The organism is Azonexus caeni, from assembly GCF_048146105.1.
Classification (GTDB): Bacteria; Pseudomonadota; Gammaproteobacteria; order Burkholderiales; family Rhodocyclaceae; genus Azonexus; species Azonexus aromaticus_B.
This window is the reverse complement of the sequence record NZ_JBKJAD010000023.1, coordinates 13,438-29,462: the sequence shown is the minus strand read 5'-3', so window position 1 is coordinate 29,462 and position 16,025 is coordinate 13,438. Positions and strand designations below refer to the sequence as shown.

General features: G+C 66.1%; 16 protein-coding genes. 6 read left to right on the top strand and 10 right to left on the bottom strand.

Annotation, left to right across the window (positions count from 1 at the left end):
• Positions 1-109: 109 nt before the first annotated feature.
• Entirely contained in the window at positions 110-409 is a 300-nt protein-coding gene (locus ACLIIZ_RS17615; RefSeq protein ID WP_416694216.1) for a hypothetical protein, read from the top strand.
• Positions 410-590: 181 nt separating this feature from the next.
• The gene (locus ACLIIZ_RS17610; RefSeq protein ID WP_416694214.1) at positions 591-1,670 is read left to right on the top strand and encodes a BMP family ABC transporter substrate-binding protein; all 1,080 of its coding nucleotides are present in this window, start codon (positions 591-593) and stop codon (positions 1,668-1,670) included.
• Between the two features lie 354 nt (positions 1,671-2,024).
• Here ACLIIZ_RS17610 and ACLIIZ_RS17605 read toward each other — a convergent pair whose 3' ends face one another.
• The 5 genes from ACLIIZ_RS17605 to ACLIIZ_RS17585 form a co-directional block, all read right to left on the bottom strand.
• Positions 2,025-3,122, bottom strand: coding sequence for a P1 family peptidase (locus ACLIIZ_RS17605; protein ID WP_416694212.1), 1,098 nt, complete (start codon positions 3,120-3,122; stop codon positions 2,025-2,027).
• 349 nt (positions 3,123-3,471) lie between these two features.
• Positions 3,472-3,597 (bottom strand): hypothetical protein, encoded by a 126-nt coding sequence (locus ACLIIZ_RS17600; RefSeq protein ID WP_416694210.1) that lies wholly within the window; start codon positions 3,595-3,597, stop codon positions 3,472-3,474.
• A 73-nt stretch (positions 3,598-3,670) separates the two neighbouring features.
• Positions 3,671-4,234, bottom strand: coding sequence for an HPP family protein (locus ACLIIZ_RS17595; protein WP_416694207.1), 564 nt, complete (start codon positions 4,232-4,234; stop codon positions 3,671-3,673).
• A complete protein-coding gene (locus ACLIIZ_RS17590; protein ID WP_416694205.1) occupies positions 4,231-4,446 on the bottom strand; it encodes a hypothetical protein in 216 nt (71 codons plus the stop codon). The genes ACLIIZ_RS17595 and ACLIIZ_RS17590 overlap by 4 nt, the downstream gene beginning before the upstream one ends.
• The gene (locus ACLIIZ_RS17585; RefSeq protein WP_416694203.1) at positions 4,439-4,888 is read right to left on the bottom strand and encodes an RrF2 family transcriptional regulator; all 450 of its coding nucleotides are present in this window, start codon (positions 4,886-4,888) and stop codon (positions 4,439-4,441) included. Before ACLIIZ_RS17585 ends, ACLIIZ_RS17590 begins: the two co-directional genes overlap by 8 nt.
• A 123-nt stretch (positions 4,889-5,011) precedes the next feature.
• Between ACLIIZ_RS17585 and ccoG the strand changes: the two genes are divergently transcribed.
• From ccoG to ACLIIZ_RS17570, 3 genes are all read left to right on the top strand, one after another.
• Positions 5,012-6,415: a cytochrome c oxidase accessory protein CcoG gene (gene ccoG / locus ACLIIZ_RS17580; RefSeq protein ID WP_416694201.1), complete on the top strand. Its 1,404-nt coding sequence runs from the start codon at positions 5,012-5,014 to the stop codon at positions 6,413-6,415.
• A gap of 289 nt (positions 6,416-6,704) precedes the next feature.
• Positions 6,705-7,913: an ABC transporter substrate-binding protein gene (locus ACLIIZ_RS17575; RefSeq protein ID WP_416694199.1), complete on the top strand. Its 1,209-nt coding sequence runs from the start codon at positions 6,705-6,707 to the stop codon at positions 7,911-7,913.
• Between the two features lie 3 nt (positions 7,914-7,916).
• Positions 7,917-10,283 (top strand): hybrid sensor histidine kinase/response regulator, encoded by a 2,367-nt coding sequence (locus ACLIIZ_RS17570; RefSeq protein ID WP_416694197.1) that lies wholly within the window; start codon positions 7,917-7,919, stop codon positions 10,281-10,283.
• A gap of 41 nt (positions 10,284-10,324) precedes the next feature.
• Here the strand turns inward: ACLIIZ_RS17570 and ACLIIZ_RS17565 are convergent, their stop codons facing one another.
• From ACLIIZ_RS17565 to ACLIIZ_RS17545, 5 genes are read right to left on the bottom strand one after another with little or no spacing between them, the layout of a single operon-like run.
• Entirely contained in the window at positions 10,325-10,831 is a 507-nt protein-coding gene (locus ACLIIZ_RS17565; protein WP_416694195.1) for an ureidoglycolate lyase, read from the bottom strand.
• Positions 10,828-11,856: an allantoicase gene (alc, locus tag ACLIIZ_RS17560; protein WP_416694193.1), complete on the bottom strand. Its 1,029-nt coding sequence runs from the start codon at positions 11,854-11,856 to the stop codon at positions 10,828-10,830. The genes ACLIIZ_RS17565 and alc overlap by 4 nt, the downstream gene beginning before the upstream one ends.
• Positions 11,856-12,794, bottom strand: coding sequence for an allantoinase PuuE (gene puuE / locus ACLIIZ_RS17555; RefSeq protein ID WP_416694191.1), 939 nt, complete (start codon positions 12,792-12,794; stop codon positions 11,856-11,858). The genes alc and puuE overlap by 1 nt, the downstream gene beginning before the upstream one ends.
• Before the next feature lies 1 nt (position 12,795).
• Positions 12,796-13,530: an aspartate/glutamate racemase family protein gene (locus tag ACLIIZ_RS17550; protein WP_416694189.1), complete on the bottom strand. Its 735-nt coding sequence runs from the start codon at positions 13,528-13,530 to the stop codon at positions 12,796-12,798.
• 8 nt (positions 13,531-13,538) lie between these two features.
• On the bottom strand, positions 13,539-14,255 hold the full coding sequence (locus ACLIIZ_RS17545) for a GntR family transcriptional regulator (RefSeq protein WP_416694187.1): 717 nt from the start codon (positions 14,253-14,255) through the stop codon (positions 13,539-13,541).
• Positions 14,256-14,579: 324 nt separating this feature from the next.
• On the opposite strand from ACLIIZ_RS17545, the gene ACLIIZ_RS17540 reads away from it, so the two are divergent.
• The gene (locus tag ACLIIZ_RS17540) at positions 14,580-16,013 is read left to right on the top strand and encodes an NCS1 family nucleobase:cation symporter-1 (RefSeq protein ID WP_416694185.1); all 1,434 of its coding nucleotides are present in this window, start codon (positions 14,580-14,582) and stop codon (positions 16,011-16,013) included.
• Positions 16,014-16,025: the final 12 nt, after the last annotated feature.

Below are 16,025 nucleotides of genomic sequence, written 5' to 3'. Positions count from 1 at the left end.
TCCCATGGTCAAGCCCACCCCATCCCGTCCCTCCCTGTCTCACCCGGAGCCGCCCCCGACGCCCGACGAAGCGCCTGGCGCCACCGCTGTCGACACGACGGGCGCAGCCATGATGATCGCACAAGCCCAGATCGACGCCGCCGTGGCGGGTGCCGCTGCTGCTGCCCAGGCCGCCGTCGCTGCTACCGCTCACCTCACCGACTCCCAGTCCGCCGCACAGGCGGTCGCGCAAGCCGAGAGTGCGCTGCAAGCCAATGTTTCGGCTGTGCAGCAGGCGATGCAACAAGCCATCCAGGCGCAGGCTGAGGCGGTCGCCCAGGCGCAGGCGCAGGTACAGGCCGCCATGGCGGCTGCCAGCGCGTCGCTGGCAGCGGGCAAGCCGCCAATGCCGCCTACTTCGGAAAGTTGATCACCCTGATCCGGTGCATGGGGAAACTCCCGATCGATTTTGTCTGGCATTATCCGGCGTCGGACCGGCCAGTGATGACAGCGGCGAGCCATACTGTTCATAACGTTGGCAGGATAGGTTGCCGCGGCGCGCGTTGCTAGAGTGAAGGCGATCCAACAGACCCCGCACAGGAGATAAGCACATGCTTCCCAAAAGTTTCAAGACCCTTGCCGCCGCAGGCCTGCTGGCGCTGACCTGCATCACCGGCGCGTCGGCCGCCGAGCCGCTCAAGGCCGGTTTCGTCTACATCGGCCCGACCGGCGACCACGGCTGGACCTACGCCCACGACGTCGGCCGCAAGCAGGTCGAAGCGCAGTCCGGCGGCAAGGTGAAGACCACCTTCGTCGAAAACGTGCCGGAAACCGCCGACGCCGAACGCGTCTTCCGCGACATGGCGCAGAAGGGCCACAAGGTCGTCTTCGCCACTTCCTTCGGTTACATGAACCAGATGGTCAAGGTCGCCAAGGCCTTCCCCAACACCGTCTTCATGCACGCCACCGGCTACAAGACCGGCAAGAACCTCGGCGTCTACGACGTGCGCACCTACGAGGGCGCCTACATGCTCGGCGTCGTCGCCGGCAAGATGAGCAAGGGCAACAAGCTCGGCGTCGTCGCCTCGATCCCCATCCCGGAAGTCATCCGCAACATCAACGCCTTCACCCTCGGCGCGCGCAGCGTCAACCCGGCGATCACCACCCGCGCCATCTGGGTCAATAGCTGGTTCGACCCGGGCAAGGAACGCGAAGCCGCGCTGGCGCTGATCGCCCAGGGCTGCGACGTGCTGATGCAGAACACCGATTCCCCGGCCGTCGTCCAGACCGCCCAGGAAAAGGGCGTCCTCGCCTTCGGCTGGGATTCCGACATGAGCAAGTTCGGCGGCAAGGCGCAACTCGCCGCGTCGATCCTGAACTGGGGCGTGATCTACAAGAAGACCCTCGACGACGTCGCCGCCGGCACCTGGAAGAGCGGCGACATCTGGTGGGGCGTCAAGGAAGGCGCAGTCAACATCGACAACTTCGGCCCGGCCGTCCCCGCCGCCGTCAAGAAGCTTGCCGAAGAACGCCGCGACGCCCTCAAGGCCGGCACCCTCCATCCGTTCAGCGGCCCGCTCAAGGATCAGACCGGCAAGCTCGTCCTCGCCGCCGGCAAGACCTTTACCGACCCGGAACTGAAGCAGATGAACTTCTACGTCGAAGGCGTCGAAGGCGCGATTCCGAAGTAAGCGGGAAGACGATCACGCCGGTTTCTGCCGGCGGAAAAGCAAAAGCCCCCGGCCTTGGTCGGGGGCTTTGTTTTTTTGGGGAATGGCTGGGGGCCGCCATAACGGCCATTGGCCCATAAGTTGGTGTTAGGTGTAAAGCGGCAACCTAGTGCTAAGCCGCTAGTCATCGCCAACCAGGGTCGAAATTGGCTGGCGGCAGGAAATCCTTGATCTCCGCCGAATGATGCATCCGGTTTGACAGCAGCTATAATCCCCACGCTAAAAAGGGCTGAGGCGCCTGACGTACCCATCCAACACGGGCTGAGCGGCACAGACCCGGGTTTGTGTGGTTGATCGGGCAGCTTGTGATGGTTATCAGGGTTTGCGCTCAGGCAGCAGATCCTTGACAGCCGGGATTCCGGGCAGCGAACTGGCTTGCAGGACTGCCTGCTTGAGGGCTTGAGCCATGGCGTCGGCGGCCAGGGCGCCAATCAAACTCATGTCCGCCTTGCCCTCCCAGTGCCCGGTTGCCAGTGCGAACACGGTGTCGCCGTCATACATGGTGTGTACCGGATAAATGGCACGACCGTAGCCGTCGTCGGCCATCAGGGCGAGGCGGTTGACCTCGACCTTGTTGAGTCTGGCGTTGGTGGCGACCACGCCTATGGTGGTGTTCTCTCCCATGCGCGGCATGGTTTGAGCAAACAGGCGGCCATCGCGCAGCAGCTGGCGCGCGTCCTGCAACTTTCCTTCTGCGTCGCGTGCGCCGGCCAGCAGGCGGCCGCTGTCCGGGTCGACGATGTCGCCCAGCGCGTTAGTGGCGACCAGCGCTGCGACCACCAGGCCGTTGGGCATCCGGTAGGCGAAGCTGCCCAGGCCGCCACGCATGGGCTGACCGAGTTTGCCCACTGTGGCACCGGCGCCGGCACCGACGCTGCCTTGCTGCACCGGCGCAGTGCTGGCCGTTTGGGCAGCCTTGTAGCCGCATTCGACATCGGGCTGGATGCGGGCGTTGTCGCCCACCGGCAGGTCGAACAGGACCGCTGCCGGGACGATAGGCACGCGTGCGATGCCTACATCCCAGCCGCGTTTTTGTTCCTTCAGCCAGCGCACCGTGCCACTGGCGCTATCCAGCCCGAAGGCGCTACCGCCGGAGAGCACGATTGCGTTGACCTTATCCACCAGGTTGAGTGGGTGGAGGGCGTCGGTCTCGCGTGTGCCGGGGGCGCCACCGCGCTGTGCCACGCCGCCGGGGGCGCCTTCTCCAGCAACCAGGATGACGGTGCAGCCGGTAGTGCCGCTGGGCAGGGTGTAGCTGCCGACCTGGAGGCCGGAAACGTCAGTGAGGCTGGCCGCAGGCAGCGGGTGTGCTGACTCGGTGTGTGCGCCTATGGCATACAGCAAACCCGCCAGCAAGGCAAGATAACGGCAGTGCTGTCCGGTGCGCCAGGGTTTGGGAAAGGGAGAGAGCATGGAATTCTCCTGAGCGGGTTATGCGGAAAAGAGAAAAGGCTGGGCGTAACAAGGTGGAGCGAGGGCAAAAAAGGCCTTGTTGCACAAACCATTCGAGGGATAAGTTCCCTTTACTCCAACGGAATTATGGCATGGCCCCGGTAACCGGCGTGCCAAGCGGGGGGAATCGATTGAGCAATGCTGCCCGTACCTGAAGTTCGAGCCTCTCTGGAATGCTGTGTAATGCAGCCATTGCTTACCCTGACAGCGAGCGTCAGTTTTGGCCGATTCCTGCCAACCACCGCCGGCGGATAGCGCCGCAATGCTGGCAGCTTGTTGGTGGTCGGCGCATTCAACAGCAGGAGGGGAATTAGTGACCGACCGCGGTCGGCTGGCGCATGTGCTGCTGAGTATCGACGAGTATCAGCGCTTGATCGGTGCTGGGCAGAGGATTGTCGATCTGCTGGCGGGGATCGACTTCGAGCCTCAGTTTCATCGGCCCGGTCGGCTCAATCCGACAGGCTGCTAGCGGGCGCCAGTTTGCCGACTTGCCGACGGCTTTGCTTCCCCTACCACCACACCAGCGGATAGCGCCGCGAGGCCGGCAGGTTGTTGACGACCAGGGCGACGCCCAGAAGGAGCAGGGGGCCGGTGGTGGCGGGCCAGAGGATGTACCAGTAGCCGAGGCGTTCGATCTCGGTGCTGCCCAGAGTGGCGATCAAGGCGGTGGCGCCGCCGGGAGGGTGCAGGCAGCGGGTGAGGTGCATCAGGGCGATGGCGCTGGCGACGGCGAGGGCCTGGGCGAGCACCGGCTGGCCGTGCAGCAGTTGCCAGCAGACGACGCCGACGGCGGCGGAGAGGGCGTGGCCGCCGAGCAGGTTGCGCGGCTGGGCGAGTGGGCTGCGCGGGGCGCCGAAGAGGAGGACGGCGGAGGCGCCGAAGGAGCCGATCAGCAGGTGCAGGCTGTAGGCGCTGAAGCTGTACTGGCCGAGCCAGGCGAGCAGGCCGATACCGGCGAAGGCGCCGAGCCAGGACCAGAGGATTTCGCTGTTGTTGACGCGCGGCGGGCTGCCGGCGGTGCTGCCGCGCCACTTGCGGAAGTAGGCGCGCAGCCGGTTTTCCGGCGGGCTCACGCGGCGTCGTCCCGGCCCGCCTGCCGGCGGCGCAGGCGTTCGACGGCGTGGCGCCAGGCGAGGTGGTAGATCAGCCGGAAGTCTTCGGTGCCGATGTCGATGTAGCCGGGCAGTTGCTGCATGGCGTCGAGGATGTCGGCATCCGACAACTCCGGTTCGTGGTCGGCGTCGATGGCGAGTTCCTCGCCGACCGGCGGCGAGAATTCACGCATGGCGGGCGTCCTCGCGGGCTGGTGTGGCAAGGGGCAGGGTGTCAGGGTCGGCCAGCAGGTCGGCAAGCGTGTAGCTGTCGAGGACCAGGAACATCGCCTGCAGGGCTTCGTGCAGCACGCCCTTGATTCGGCAGATGCCGTCGATGCGGCAGGGGTAGGTGGTGCCGAAACAGTCGGCCATCGCGAAGTCGGTTTCGGTCTGGCGCAGCACCTCGCCCAGGCCGATTGCGGCCGGCGGGTGCGCCAGGCGCAGGCCGCCGCCCTTGCCGCGCACCGTCTGCACATAGCCGCAGCGGCCGAGGTGGAGGACGACCTTCATCAGGTGGCTTTCCGAAATCTCGTGCCAGGCGGCGATTTCGCCGATGCTGATCAGTCCGCTCGGGCGCTCGCCCAGGTAGAGCAGGACGCGCAGGCTGTAGTCGGAAAAGGTGCTGAGTCGCATGCCGGTTCCATAAGGGGAATTTGGAATGTTGATTATAAGGAGGTGAGTCGCTACCATAAAGCGGAATTTATTATTCCACTTATGATTTCCTCGTCTGGCGGGGAGTTTTCAGGCAGCGCAGAAATGGCCCACCCCACCCCGAGAAAAATCATCGACATCCGTCCCGCCGGCGATCCCGAGGCCAAGGTGTACCCGCGTTCGGTGGACGGGCCGTTCACCCGCTGGCGCTGGTTCTTCGTCTGGCTGACGCAGGCGGTTTTCTACGGCACCTGCTGGCTGCCCTGGGACGGCCGGCAGGCGGTGCTGTTCGATCTCGACGCCCGCAAGTTCCACCTCTTTGGCCTGGTGCTGTGGCCGCAGGACACGATCTACCTGGTGATCCTGATGATCGTCGGCGCGCTGGCGCTGTTCCTGTTCACCGCCGTCGCCGGCCGCCTGTGGTGCGGCTACAGTTGCCCGCAGACGGTGTACACGGAAATCTTCCTCTGGCTGGAGAAACTGATCGAGGGCGACCGCGCCCGCCGCATCAAGCTCGACGCCCAGCCGTGGAGCGCCCGCAAGCTGGCGATCAAGGGCGGCAAGCACCTGGCCTGGGGGCTGTTCGCGTTGTGGACCGGCATCACCTTCGTCGGCTACTTCGTGCCGATCCGCGAGCTGGTCGGCCAGCTGGCAAGCTTTTCCGCCGGGCCGTGGGCGAGCTTCTGGGTCGTCTTCTACGCCTTCGCCACCTACGGCAACGCCGGTTTCCTGCGCGAACAGATGTGCCGGCAGATCTGTCCGTATGCCCGCTTCCAGTTCGTCATGCTCGACCCGGACACGCTGATCATCGCTTACGACAGCCAGCGCGGCGACGCCCGCGGCGCCCGCCCCAAGGGGGCCGATCCCAAGGTGCTCGGGCTGGGCGACTGCGTCGATTGCGGCATCTGCGTGCAGGTCTGCCCGACCGGCATCGACATCCGCGACGGCCTGCAGAACGAATGCATCGGCTGCGCCGCTTGCATCGACGCCTGCGACCAGGTGATGGACAAGATGAACTACCCGCGTGGACTGATCCGCTATTCGACGGAGAACGCCATTGCCCAGCGTCTCACGCCGGCCAGCGTGCTGCGCCGGGCGCTGCGCCCGCGCGTGCTGATCTACGCGACGCTGCTGGTTGGGCTGACGCTGGCCATGGCCTGGTCGCTGGCGCACCGGCCGCCGTTGCGCATCAACGTCGAGAAGGACCGCAACACGCTGGCCCGCGAGGCCGACGACGGCGCCATCGAAAACATCTACCGGCTGCAAATCCTCAACACCGGCGACGACGCCCGCCGGCTGCGCATCGCCGTCAGCGGCGAGGCGCCGCTGGCCGTCGCCGGCGATACCGCGCTGCAGGTGCCGGGCGGCGAAACCGGCGCCGCCACCGTCGTCGTCCGCGCCGAACCGGGCAGCCTGGCGGCCGGCGCCCACCGCATCGTCTTCGTCGTCGACGACGGCGCCGAACCGGCGGTCAGCGGCAGCGCCGACGCCCGCTTCTGGATGCCCTGAGCGCTCGGCCGGGGATCTGCCGGTCAGGTAGCTGCGCCGCGCCGGCCATCGAACGATGCCTGGCGCGCCTGGAAGGAGTGATGCCAAAGGCATGGCGATTGGCCGTCTTCCCCGCTTGCGGCAGCCTCCGGACGGCTGGCCGCCGGCCGTTCCTGCTCTTCCAGCGCAGTTTTCCATCGGTCCGGCCGGTCGCTCCGTGGCGAGATAGCGGAGTATGATTGGGGAAAACAAGCTGGAATCAGGGAGCGAATCGCAAATGCGGATAAAAAAGCCATTTGGCATTCTGGCGTTGGCGCTGTTCCTGAGCGCCCCCGCCGCAGCCGGGCCGTTACCGCCGATCCTGATCGCCCACGTTGCGCCGACCACCGGCCGCTTTGCCCTGCATGCCGAAGCGGACCGGCGCGGCGCCGAGATGGCGATCGAGGATTTCAACCGGCAGGGCGGCGTGCTGGGTCGGGAAATCGTCCTGATTTCGAGCAATCCGACGATGGACGCCAAAAAGTCCGCCGAGGTGGCGGAGACGCTGATCACCCGCAACAAGGTCGGCTTCATGGTCGGCGCCATCGCCTCCAACGTCGCGGCAAGCATGTCGGCGGTGGCGCAGAAATACGGCGTGATCTTCATCAACACCAATTCCTCGGCGCCTTCCGAATCCCTGGAAAACGCCCACCGCAGCAAGTTCGTGTTCGATGCCAGCGGCGCCAATTTCAACCGGGCGCTGCTCAAGTACGCGCTCAAGGACCGCAAATCGAAACGCGTCCTGCAACTGATCGAGGATAACGCGGCCGGTCACAGCAATGCCGAGGCGATGCGCCCCTATATCGCCGAATACGGCGGGCAGCTGGTCGGCGAGGTGCTGGCCCCGGAAAACCTGAGCGATCCGACCGAAGTGCTGAACCAGGTGGCGGCGATTCCGGCCGATGTGGTCACCGTGGTGATCAGCGGCGACAACCAGATCAAGCTGTTTTCCCGGATCGACCCCAGAGTGCTCGAACGGCAGTTCTGGATCGTCGGCGAAGTGGACTGGGAAGAGCTCTACCCGGCGCCGGGGACGCCGCGTCCGCTGTTCGGCACGACCTGGGCCTGGAATCTCGATACGCCGGGCAGCCAGGCTTTCGTCGAGCGCTACCGCCAGCGCTACGGTCATACCCGGCTCGACTGGCCGGGCGACGTCACGCACGCCGCCTATCTGGCCACCCGCGCCCTGCTCGAAGCCATCGCCAGGGCCGGCACCACCGACAACCACGCCATCATCGCGCAACTGGAGCAATACCGGGCCGAGCCGCGCTCGCGCATGCAGCACGACGCCGCCTACATGGACCCGGTCAGCCATCACCTGCAGCAGACCATCTACATCGCGCGCTGGAAGCCCGATCCGGCGCGCCCCGAGCGCGGCATCGAGATCGTCGGCCGCGTCAGCCCGGAACAGGCGCAGCATGCGCCGGAAAAAAACACCCGGCTGGAATCCCTGACCGAAACACCGCGCTATTCGCCCTGAACCATGACCGGGAAATTTGGCCTGATCGGCCGCATCGCCTTGCTGGTAGTGCTCGTTGAAATCGTTGTCTTCGGTGTTCTCGGCGGGTTCTACGTCAGCCGTTTCAGCAGCGCCCTCGACGAGAGGATGATCGCCGGTCTGCGCAACGTCGGCCGCATGCTGGCGAGCGAGAGCCTGCCGATCAGCTCGTTGTCGCAGGAAAGTCTGATCGCCGACCTGGTTGGCGCCCCCTATCTCGAAGGCCTGGCCGTCGGCGGCAACGGCCGCGTCATCGTGGCCACCGACAGCGCCTTGCTCGGCCTGGCCGCCGCATCGCTGCCGGGGATCGACCCGCGCTGGCTGGCCGCCGAAGCGCCGGACGAACAATGGATCGCCGCCGGCGACCGCCTGACCAGCGTCCAGCGCCTGCGCGGGGAGTCCGCCAGCGCGCCGCTGTACACGGCGATCATCGCCGTCAGTACCGAGGCGCTATCGGCGCGCAAGCAGTCGATCATCCTGCTCGGCGTGATCGGTTCGCTGTTCTTCATCGTCCTCAGTTCGGCCGTGTTGATCGTCGTCGCCCAGCGTTTCATCGGCCGCCGGGTCAGCGCGACGCTGGCCGTCCTCAAGCGCGTCGAGGAGGGGGCGCTCGACGAGCGCATTCCAGTCACCAGCGAGGACGAACTGGGCGAACTGCAGCGCGGCACCAACTCGATGATCGCCCGGGTGCGGGAGATCCTCGACGAACTCCGGGCCTCGCGCGCAGCGCTGGCGCGCAGCGAGGAACGCATGGCGCTGGCCCTGCAGGGCGCCAACGACGGCATCTGGGACTGGGATCTGGTCAGCAACGAGGTCTATTTCTCGCCGCGCTGGAAGTCGATGCTGGGCTACGGCGAGCACGAACTGGCGGATGAATTCGCCACCTGGGAAAGGCTGACCGACGACGAGGGCCGGGAACGCACGATGCGCCTGATCGACGACGTGCTGAGCGGCCGGGCGCGGGTCTTCGACATCGAATTCCGCATGCGCCACAAGGCCGGCGATTGGGTGGACATCCGTTCCCGCGCCTTTCTCCAGCGCGACGCCGACGGCAAGCCGCTGCGCCTGGTCGGCACGCACGTCGACATCAGCGAGCGCAAGCGGGCGGAAGCCGAGCTCGACGCCCACCGCCATCACCTGGAATCGCTGGTCAAGGCGCGCACCGCCGAACTCGAAGTGGCCAGGGACATCGCCGAGGCGGCAAGCCGGGCCAAGAGCACCTTCCTCGCCAACATGAGCCACGAGCTGCGCACGCCGATGAACGCCATCATGGGCATGACGGCAATCGCCCTGCGCCACGCCGAGGATGCCAGGCTGCGCGACCAGCTGGAAAAGATCGACTCGGCGTCGCGCCATCTGCTGCACGTCATCAACGACATCCTCGACATCTCGAAGATCGAAGCCGAGCGCTTGATCCTCGAGCGCACCCGGTTCCGCCTCGGCGAGCCGGTGGAAAACCTGTTGAGCCTGATCGGCCACAAGGTGACGGAAAAGGGGCTGCGCCTCGATGTCGATCTGGCGCCGGATCTCGCCGCTTGCCATGTGCTCGGCGACCCGGTGCGCCTCGGTCAGGTGCTGATCAACCTGACCGCCAACGCGATCAAGTTCACCCAGCAGGGTTCGATCGTCCTGCGCTGCCGGGTTTTGGAAGAAAATCGCAATGGACTGCAGTTGCTCTGGGAGGTCGTCGATACCGGCATCGGTATCGCGGCCGAGGACCAGAAGCGCTTGTTCAATGCTTTCGAGCAGACCGACAGCTCGATGACCCGCAAATACGGCGGCACCGGCCTCGGGCTGGCGATCAGCCGGCGCCTGGTGAAGATGATGGGCGGCGAAATCGGCGTCGAAAGCGCGCTTGCCCGGGGCAGCCGCTTCTGGTTCACGGTCCGCCTGGAAAAGGCCGGCGACGTGGCGGTCGAGGCGGCGCCGAGCGACGAGGCGCTCTCCGCCGAAGCCCGCCTGCTGCAGGACTACGCCGGCGTCCGCGTGCTGCTGGCGGAGGACGAGCCGATCAACCAGGAAGTGTCGCTCGGCCTGCTCGGCGACGTCGGCCTGACGGTCGACCTGGCGGAAGACGGGCAGAAGGCGGTGGCGCTGGCCAGCGAGAAACGCTACGACCTGATCCTGATGGACATGCAGATGCCGAACCTGAACGGCCTCGATGCGACGCGGGCGATCCGCGCCGGCGGCCCGAATGCGGCGACGCCGATCCTGGCGATGACCGCCAATGCCTTCGACGAGGATCGCCAGGTCTGTCTCAATGCCGGCATGAACGACCACATCGCCAAGCCGATCGACCCCGATCACCTCTACATGACGCTGCTGCACTGGCTGGCGAAGCGCGCCGCCTGAAGCGGGACGCCCCGGCGCCGGCCGGCTGCCTCCCAGCTGCGTCAGGCGCTGGCGGCCGGCAGCGTCAGCAGCACCGCCGGCACGATCGCCGTTTCCTCGCAGTTGTTGCCCGGGCCGTTGCGGTCGATGACGAGGAAGTCGCTGACCGCGTTCAGCGCCAGCAGCGGATGGTGCCAGGTGCCGGGCGCGTAGTTCACGCCTTCGCCGGGTTGGGCGATGAATGCGCGCAGGTCGCCCGGGCCGGGCGGCGGGCCGGGCGGTGCGACGACGATCAGATAGGGCTGGTCGCCGAGCGGCATGAAGGCCTGCGAGCCGAGCGGATGGCGTTCCAGCATTTCGATGGCGAAGGGCAGGGCGCGCGGCTGGCCGCGGAAGAGGCTGACGATCAGCTTGCCGTCCGGGCCGGGCACCAGTTCGGCGAGGTCGTGGTAGCGCTCGGTGTTGCCGCCGTTGATCGGAAAGTGCCGTTGCGCGGCGGCGACCGCGATGACCTCGCCGAAGGGGGCAAACGCCGCGGCCGTCAGTGGTTCGGGATGCAGGGTCTTCACCGCGCCACCTTGCCCCACAGGCGCAGCCTTGAAACGCCGCCGTCCGGGATGATGTTCAGCCGCACGTGCGTCACCGGGCCGAGGTCGGCCAGGCCGTCGAAGCTGTGGATGGCGTCCATCGATAGCTTCTGCTCGCCGAGCAGCACCGGCCAGAACATGCTCTGGGTGATCACCGACTGGTCGGTGCCGCCGTCCATGCGCGCCGCCTGGATCGAGCAGCGGTCGGGGAAGTTGCCCTTGAAGTGGGCGGTGTCGACTTCGACGCGCTCGATGATGCCGGGCGCGCCCAGTTGCAGGATGCACCAGTCGTTGCCCGGTTCGCGGCGGCGGCGGGTTTCCCAGCCGTCGCCCATGTTGATGCCGCGGCCGGGGGCGATCAGGTTGGTTGCCGAGCCGAAGTGGGCGTCGTTCCAGGCCACCGCGCGGCCGCCGTTTTCCAGCGCGACGAGGTCGTAGACGCGGTCCGGCTCGCTGGCGTCGAAGACGCCGACCGGCTGGCCGTAGGCGCGCAGGCGGGCGATGCCGCCGTCCGGGTACATGTTGATGCGCAGGTGACTCCAGGTGTCGGCGCTGTCGACGGCGAGCAGGTGGTGGCTGTTGCCGCTCAGCGTGGTGGAGGGCAGGATGCGCGTCCAGCGGGCCTTGGCCAGCACCTCGGGGTCGTCCGACTCGCAGTCGGTGGCGTCGATCGAGACGGCCGGCGCGAAGTTGCCGGTGAAGTGGCTGGTATCGACGTCGAAGCCGCGCAGGATGCCGCGCCGGCCGAGCTTGACCAGGCTCCAATCGTAGCCGGTGGTGCGCTTGCGGCGGGTTTCCCAGCCGTCCATCCACTTGCCGTTGGCGTCGTACTTGCCGGGCACGAAAACCGCCGGCTCGGGGTTGAGCATGCGTTCGAGCGGGGCGAAGAACTCGTCGGTGGCGAACAGCGCGCGGGCGCCGATGCGGGTATCGGCGAGGTTGACCGAGCGCTTGGCCCAGTCGGGCAGGTCGGCGGCGGCGGAAACGATGGGGGCGGCGTGGATCATTATTTTTGGTCCTGGCGGTAGGGATGGGTCGCCTGCCAGTGGCGGGCGATGTCGAGGCGACGGCAGACCCAGACGCGGTCGTGCCGTTCGATGTAATCGAGGAAGCGCTGCAGCGCGAGGAAGCGGCCGGGCCGGCCGAGCAGGCGGCAGTGCATGCCGATGGAGAGCATCTTCGGCGCTTCCTCGCCTTCGGCGTAGAGCACGTCGAAGCTGTCCTTCAGGTACTGGAAGAACGGGTCGCCGTGGCTGAAGCCCTGCGGCAGGCAGAAGCGCATGTCGTTGGTGTCGAGCGTGTACGGCACGATCAGGTGCGGCACCGTGCTGCCGTCGGTCTTGGTGACTTCGGTCCAGAACGGCAGGTCGTCGCCGTAGTAATCGCTGTCGTAGAGGAGGCGCCCGTCGTCGGCGACCAGGCGGCGGGTGTTCGGCGAATCGCGGCCGGTGTACCAGCCGAGCGGGCGGCTGCCGGTCATCTGCTCGATGACTTCCAGCGCCAGGCGCATGTGTTCGCGCTCGGTCGCTTCGTCCATCGTCTGGTAGTGAATCCAGCGCCAGCCGTGGCAGGCGATCTCGTGGCCGAGTTCGACGAAGGCGGCGGTGACTTCCGGGCTGCGCTGCAAGGCCATGCCGACGCCGAACACGGTGAGCGGCAGGCCGCGCTTTTCGAACTCGTTGAGGATGCGCCAGACGCCGGTGCGCGAGCCGTATTCGTAGATCGACTCCATCGACAGGTGGCGGTCCGGGTAGCTGGCCGGGTTGAACATTTCGGAGAGGAACTGCTCGGAGCCGGCGTCGCCGTGCAGCACGCAGTTCTCGCCGCCTTCCTCGTAGTTGAGGACGAACTGGACGGCGATGCGGGCCTGGCCCGGCCATTGGGCGTGCGGCGGCTGGCGGCCGTAGCCGGCAAGGTCGCGCGGGTAGCTGGGGGTCGGTGACATGTCAGGCACTCCGGGTCAGATGCTGGAAACGGCCGGCGAAGGGCTTCGCGGGCGGCAAGGCGTAATCGCCGTGCTTGCTGGTGTGCAGACCGAGGCCGACCAGCGCTTCGGCGAACTTGACGGCGGCGGTGACGCCGTCGATCACCGGGATGCCGAGCGCCTCGCCCATCGCTCCGGCGTAGTCGGCCATGCCGCCGCAACCGAGGACGATGGCGCCGGCGCCGTCTTCGTCACGGGCGCGGCGCGCTTCGTCGAGCAGGACACCGCTGCAGGCGGCGCCGTCTTCGAGGTCGAGCACCGGGATTTCGGCGGCGCGCACGCGCTGGCATTGGTGAGCGTAGCCGTAGGCGGCGAGCAGGTGTTCGGCGATGACCACGGTGCGCTGCAAGGTCGTCACCACCGAGAAGCGGGTGGCGAGCATGGCGGCGACCTGGAAGGCGGCCTGGGCGATGCCGATGACCGGCGCCCGGGTCAGCTCGCGGGCGGCGGCCAGGCCGGGGTCGCCGAAGCAGGCGATGACGTAGGCGTCGGCACCGGCCGCTTCGCCGCGCAGGATTTCTTCACAGACGCCGACTGCGGCGACCGCGTCGTCGAAATGGCTTTCGATGGAAACCGGGCCGTCGGCCGGGTTGACCGCAACGATCTGCGTGCCCGGCGCGGCGACGCGCTGCGCGGCGGCGCCGATGCTGGCAGTCATCGCGGCGGAGGTGTTGGGATTGATGACGTGGATGCGCATCGTCGGCCTCAAGGCTTGGCGGTCGAGCCGCCGATGAATTCGCGCAGGACGGCCTGCAGGTCGGGCGTTTCCTGTTCCCAGCGCAGGCTGCGCTCGATGGTGGTCAGGTGCTCGCCCATCCAGTCGGCCGCCTCGGCGAAAGCGCCGCGCGCGATCAGGTCGATGATCTGTTCGTGTTCGGAGTGGCGGCAGGTGACCGAGATCGGCGAACCGTAGGTGGCGATGATCAGCGAGCTGCGGGCGATCAGGCGGGCGACCAGTTCGCTCAGCACGGCATTGCCGGCGAGGCCGACGAGGTGGATGTGGAATTCGCCGGAAAGGCGGATGGCGGCGGCGCGGTCGCCCTTCAACTGGGCTTCGTCCTCGGCCGCGTTGATCGCCTTCAGCGCTTCAAGGTCGGCGGTGGTGACCTTGCCGGCCATCTCGGCCAGCGCGCCGCATTCGAGGATGCGCCGGGTGGCGAAGATGTCGCGCGCTTCCGGCACCGAGGGCTCGGCAATCTGCGCGCCGCGATTCGGGCGGATCTCGATCAGGCCTTCGTAGGCCAGGCGCTGCAGCACCTTGCGGATGATCGTCCGGCTGGCGCCGAAGGTTTCGGCCAGCGTGTCTTCCGGCAGGCGGGTGCCGGGCAGCAGGCGCGAATCGCAGATGGCGGCGTGCAGATGCTGGTAGATGATCTCGTCGCGCTCCTGGGCTGCGTCCTTGATGGGTTCAGTCTTGGTCATGTACGGCGTTTCCTGACGGGCTCGGTGGCTTCCTTTTGGTGCAGCTCCGTGACGGATTGCACCAAATGCGTAACTAATTTGTCGACAAAATTGTATACAACTAATCTAGACGTTTGCAACAAAATTGTTTTCTATCGGATACAAGTTGCTGTTTTTGCACGCTTGCCGCCTTCGTCGGTCGATCTGTCGATCGCTGCCGGTAGAATTTGGCACGGGGATTGCTCTGGGTTTCTGGACAAAACCGGTTTTGTTTGTCGCTAACCGGATTTGAAATTGTATACAACAGTACCTGAAACCCCTGCCTTTTCCTAGAAAGGAAATCCCATGAACAATATAAAGCCGGCCGAATACAGCGATCGCCTCTACAACGAGGACCTCGCCGCGTTGAAGGACAAGAACTGGAACTGGTACAACATCTTCGCCTTCTGGATGTCGGACGTGCATAGCGTTGGCGGCTATGTCTTCGCCGGCAGCTTGTTCGCCCTCGGGCTGGGCAGCTGGCAGGTGCTGGTTTCGCTGCTGGTCGGCATCGTTCTGGTCAACATCCTGTGCAATCTGGTCGCCCGGCCCAGCCAGATGGCCGGCATTCCCTACCCGGTCGCCTGCCGCATGTCCTTCGGCATCTGGGGCGCCAACATCCCGGCGATCATCCGCGGCCTGATCGCGGTCGCCTGGTACGGCATCCAGACCTTCCTTGCCTCGTCGGCGCTGAGTATCGTCCTGCTGCGCTTCTTCCCCGGCCTGGAAAGCCTGGCGCACAGCCAGTTCCTCGGCCTTTCCTACCTCGGCTGGGTCGGCTTCATGACCATGTGGGTGCTGCAGGCCGCCGTGTTCTGGCACGGCATGGAAGCGATCAAGCGCTTCATCGACTGGGCTGGTCCGGCGGTCTACGTCGTGATGTTCGCGCTGGCCGCCTGGATCGTCTGGAAAGCCGGCCCGGAAAACATCTCGCTCAACCTCGGCGAAGTGAAGTACAGCGGCCTCGAATCGCTGGGCATGATGATCACCGCCATCGCGCTGGTCGTCTCTTACTTCTCCGGCCCGATGCTCAACTTCGGCGACTTCTCGCGCTACGGCCGCACCATGGAAGAAGTGAAGCGTGGCAACTTCTGGGGCCTGCCGGTCAACTTCCTCGCCTTCTCGGTCGTCACCGTGATCATCACCTCCGGCACCATCCCGGTTTTCGGCCACATGATCACCGACCCGATCGAAACCGTCAGCCGCATCGACAACACCACCGCCGCCGTGCTCGGTGCCTTCACCTTCGTCACCGCGACCATCGGCATCAACATCGTCGCCAACTTCGTCTCGCCGGCCTTCGACTTCTCCAACGTCGCGCCCAAGCACATCAGCTTCCGCACCGGCGGTTTCATCGCCGCCGTCGCGTCGATCTTCATCACCCCGTGGAACCTGTTCAACTCGCCGGAAGTGATTCACTACACGCTCGACATGCTGGCCGCCTTCATCGGCCCGCTGTTCGGCATCCTGCTGGTCGATTTCTATCTGGTGCGCAAGCAGGAAATCGTCGTCGACGACCTGTACACGGAAAGCCCGAACGGCGTCTACTGGTACGACAAGGGAGTGAACAAACGGGCGGTCTACGCGCTGATTCCGGCAGTTTTGATCGGCATCGCCATCACGCTGTCCGGCGCCAAGATCGTGGCCGACTTCAACTGGTTCATCGGCTGCCTGCTCGGCGGGGTGTTCTACAGCGCCCTGATGAGCCGCCGCCCGGTGCTGGCCGGGGCGAGCGCCTGAGAAGCTTTGTGC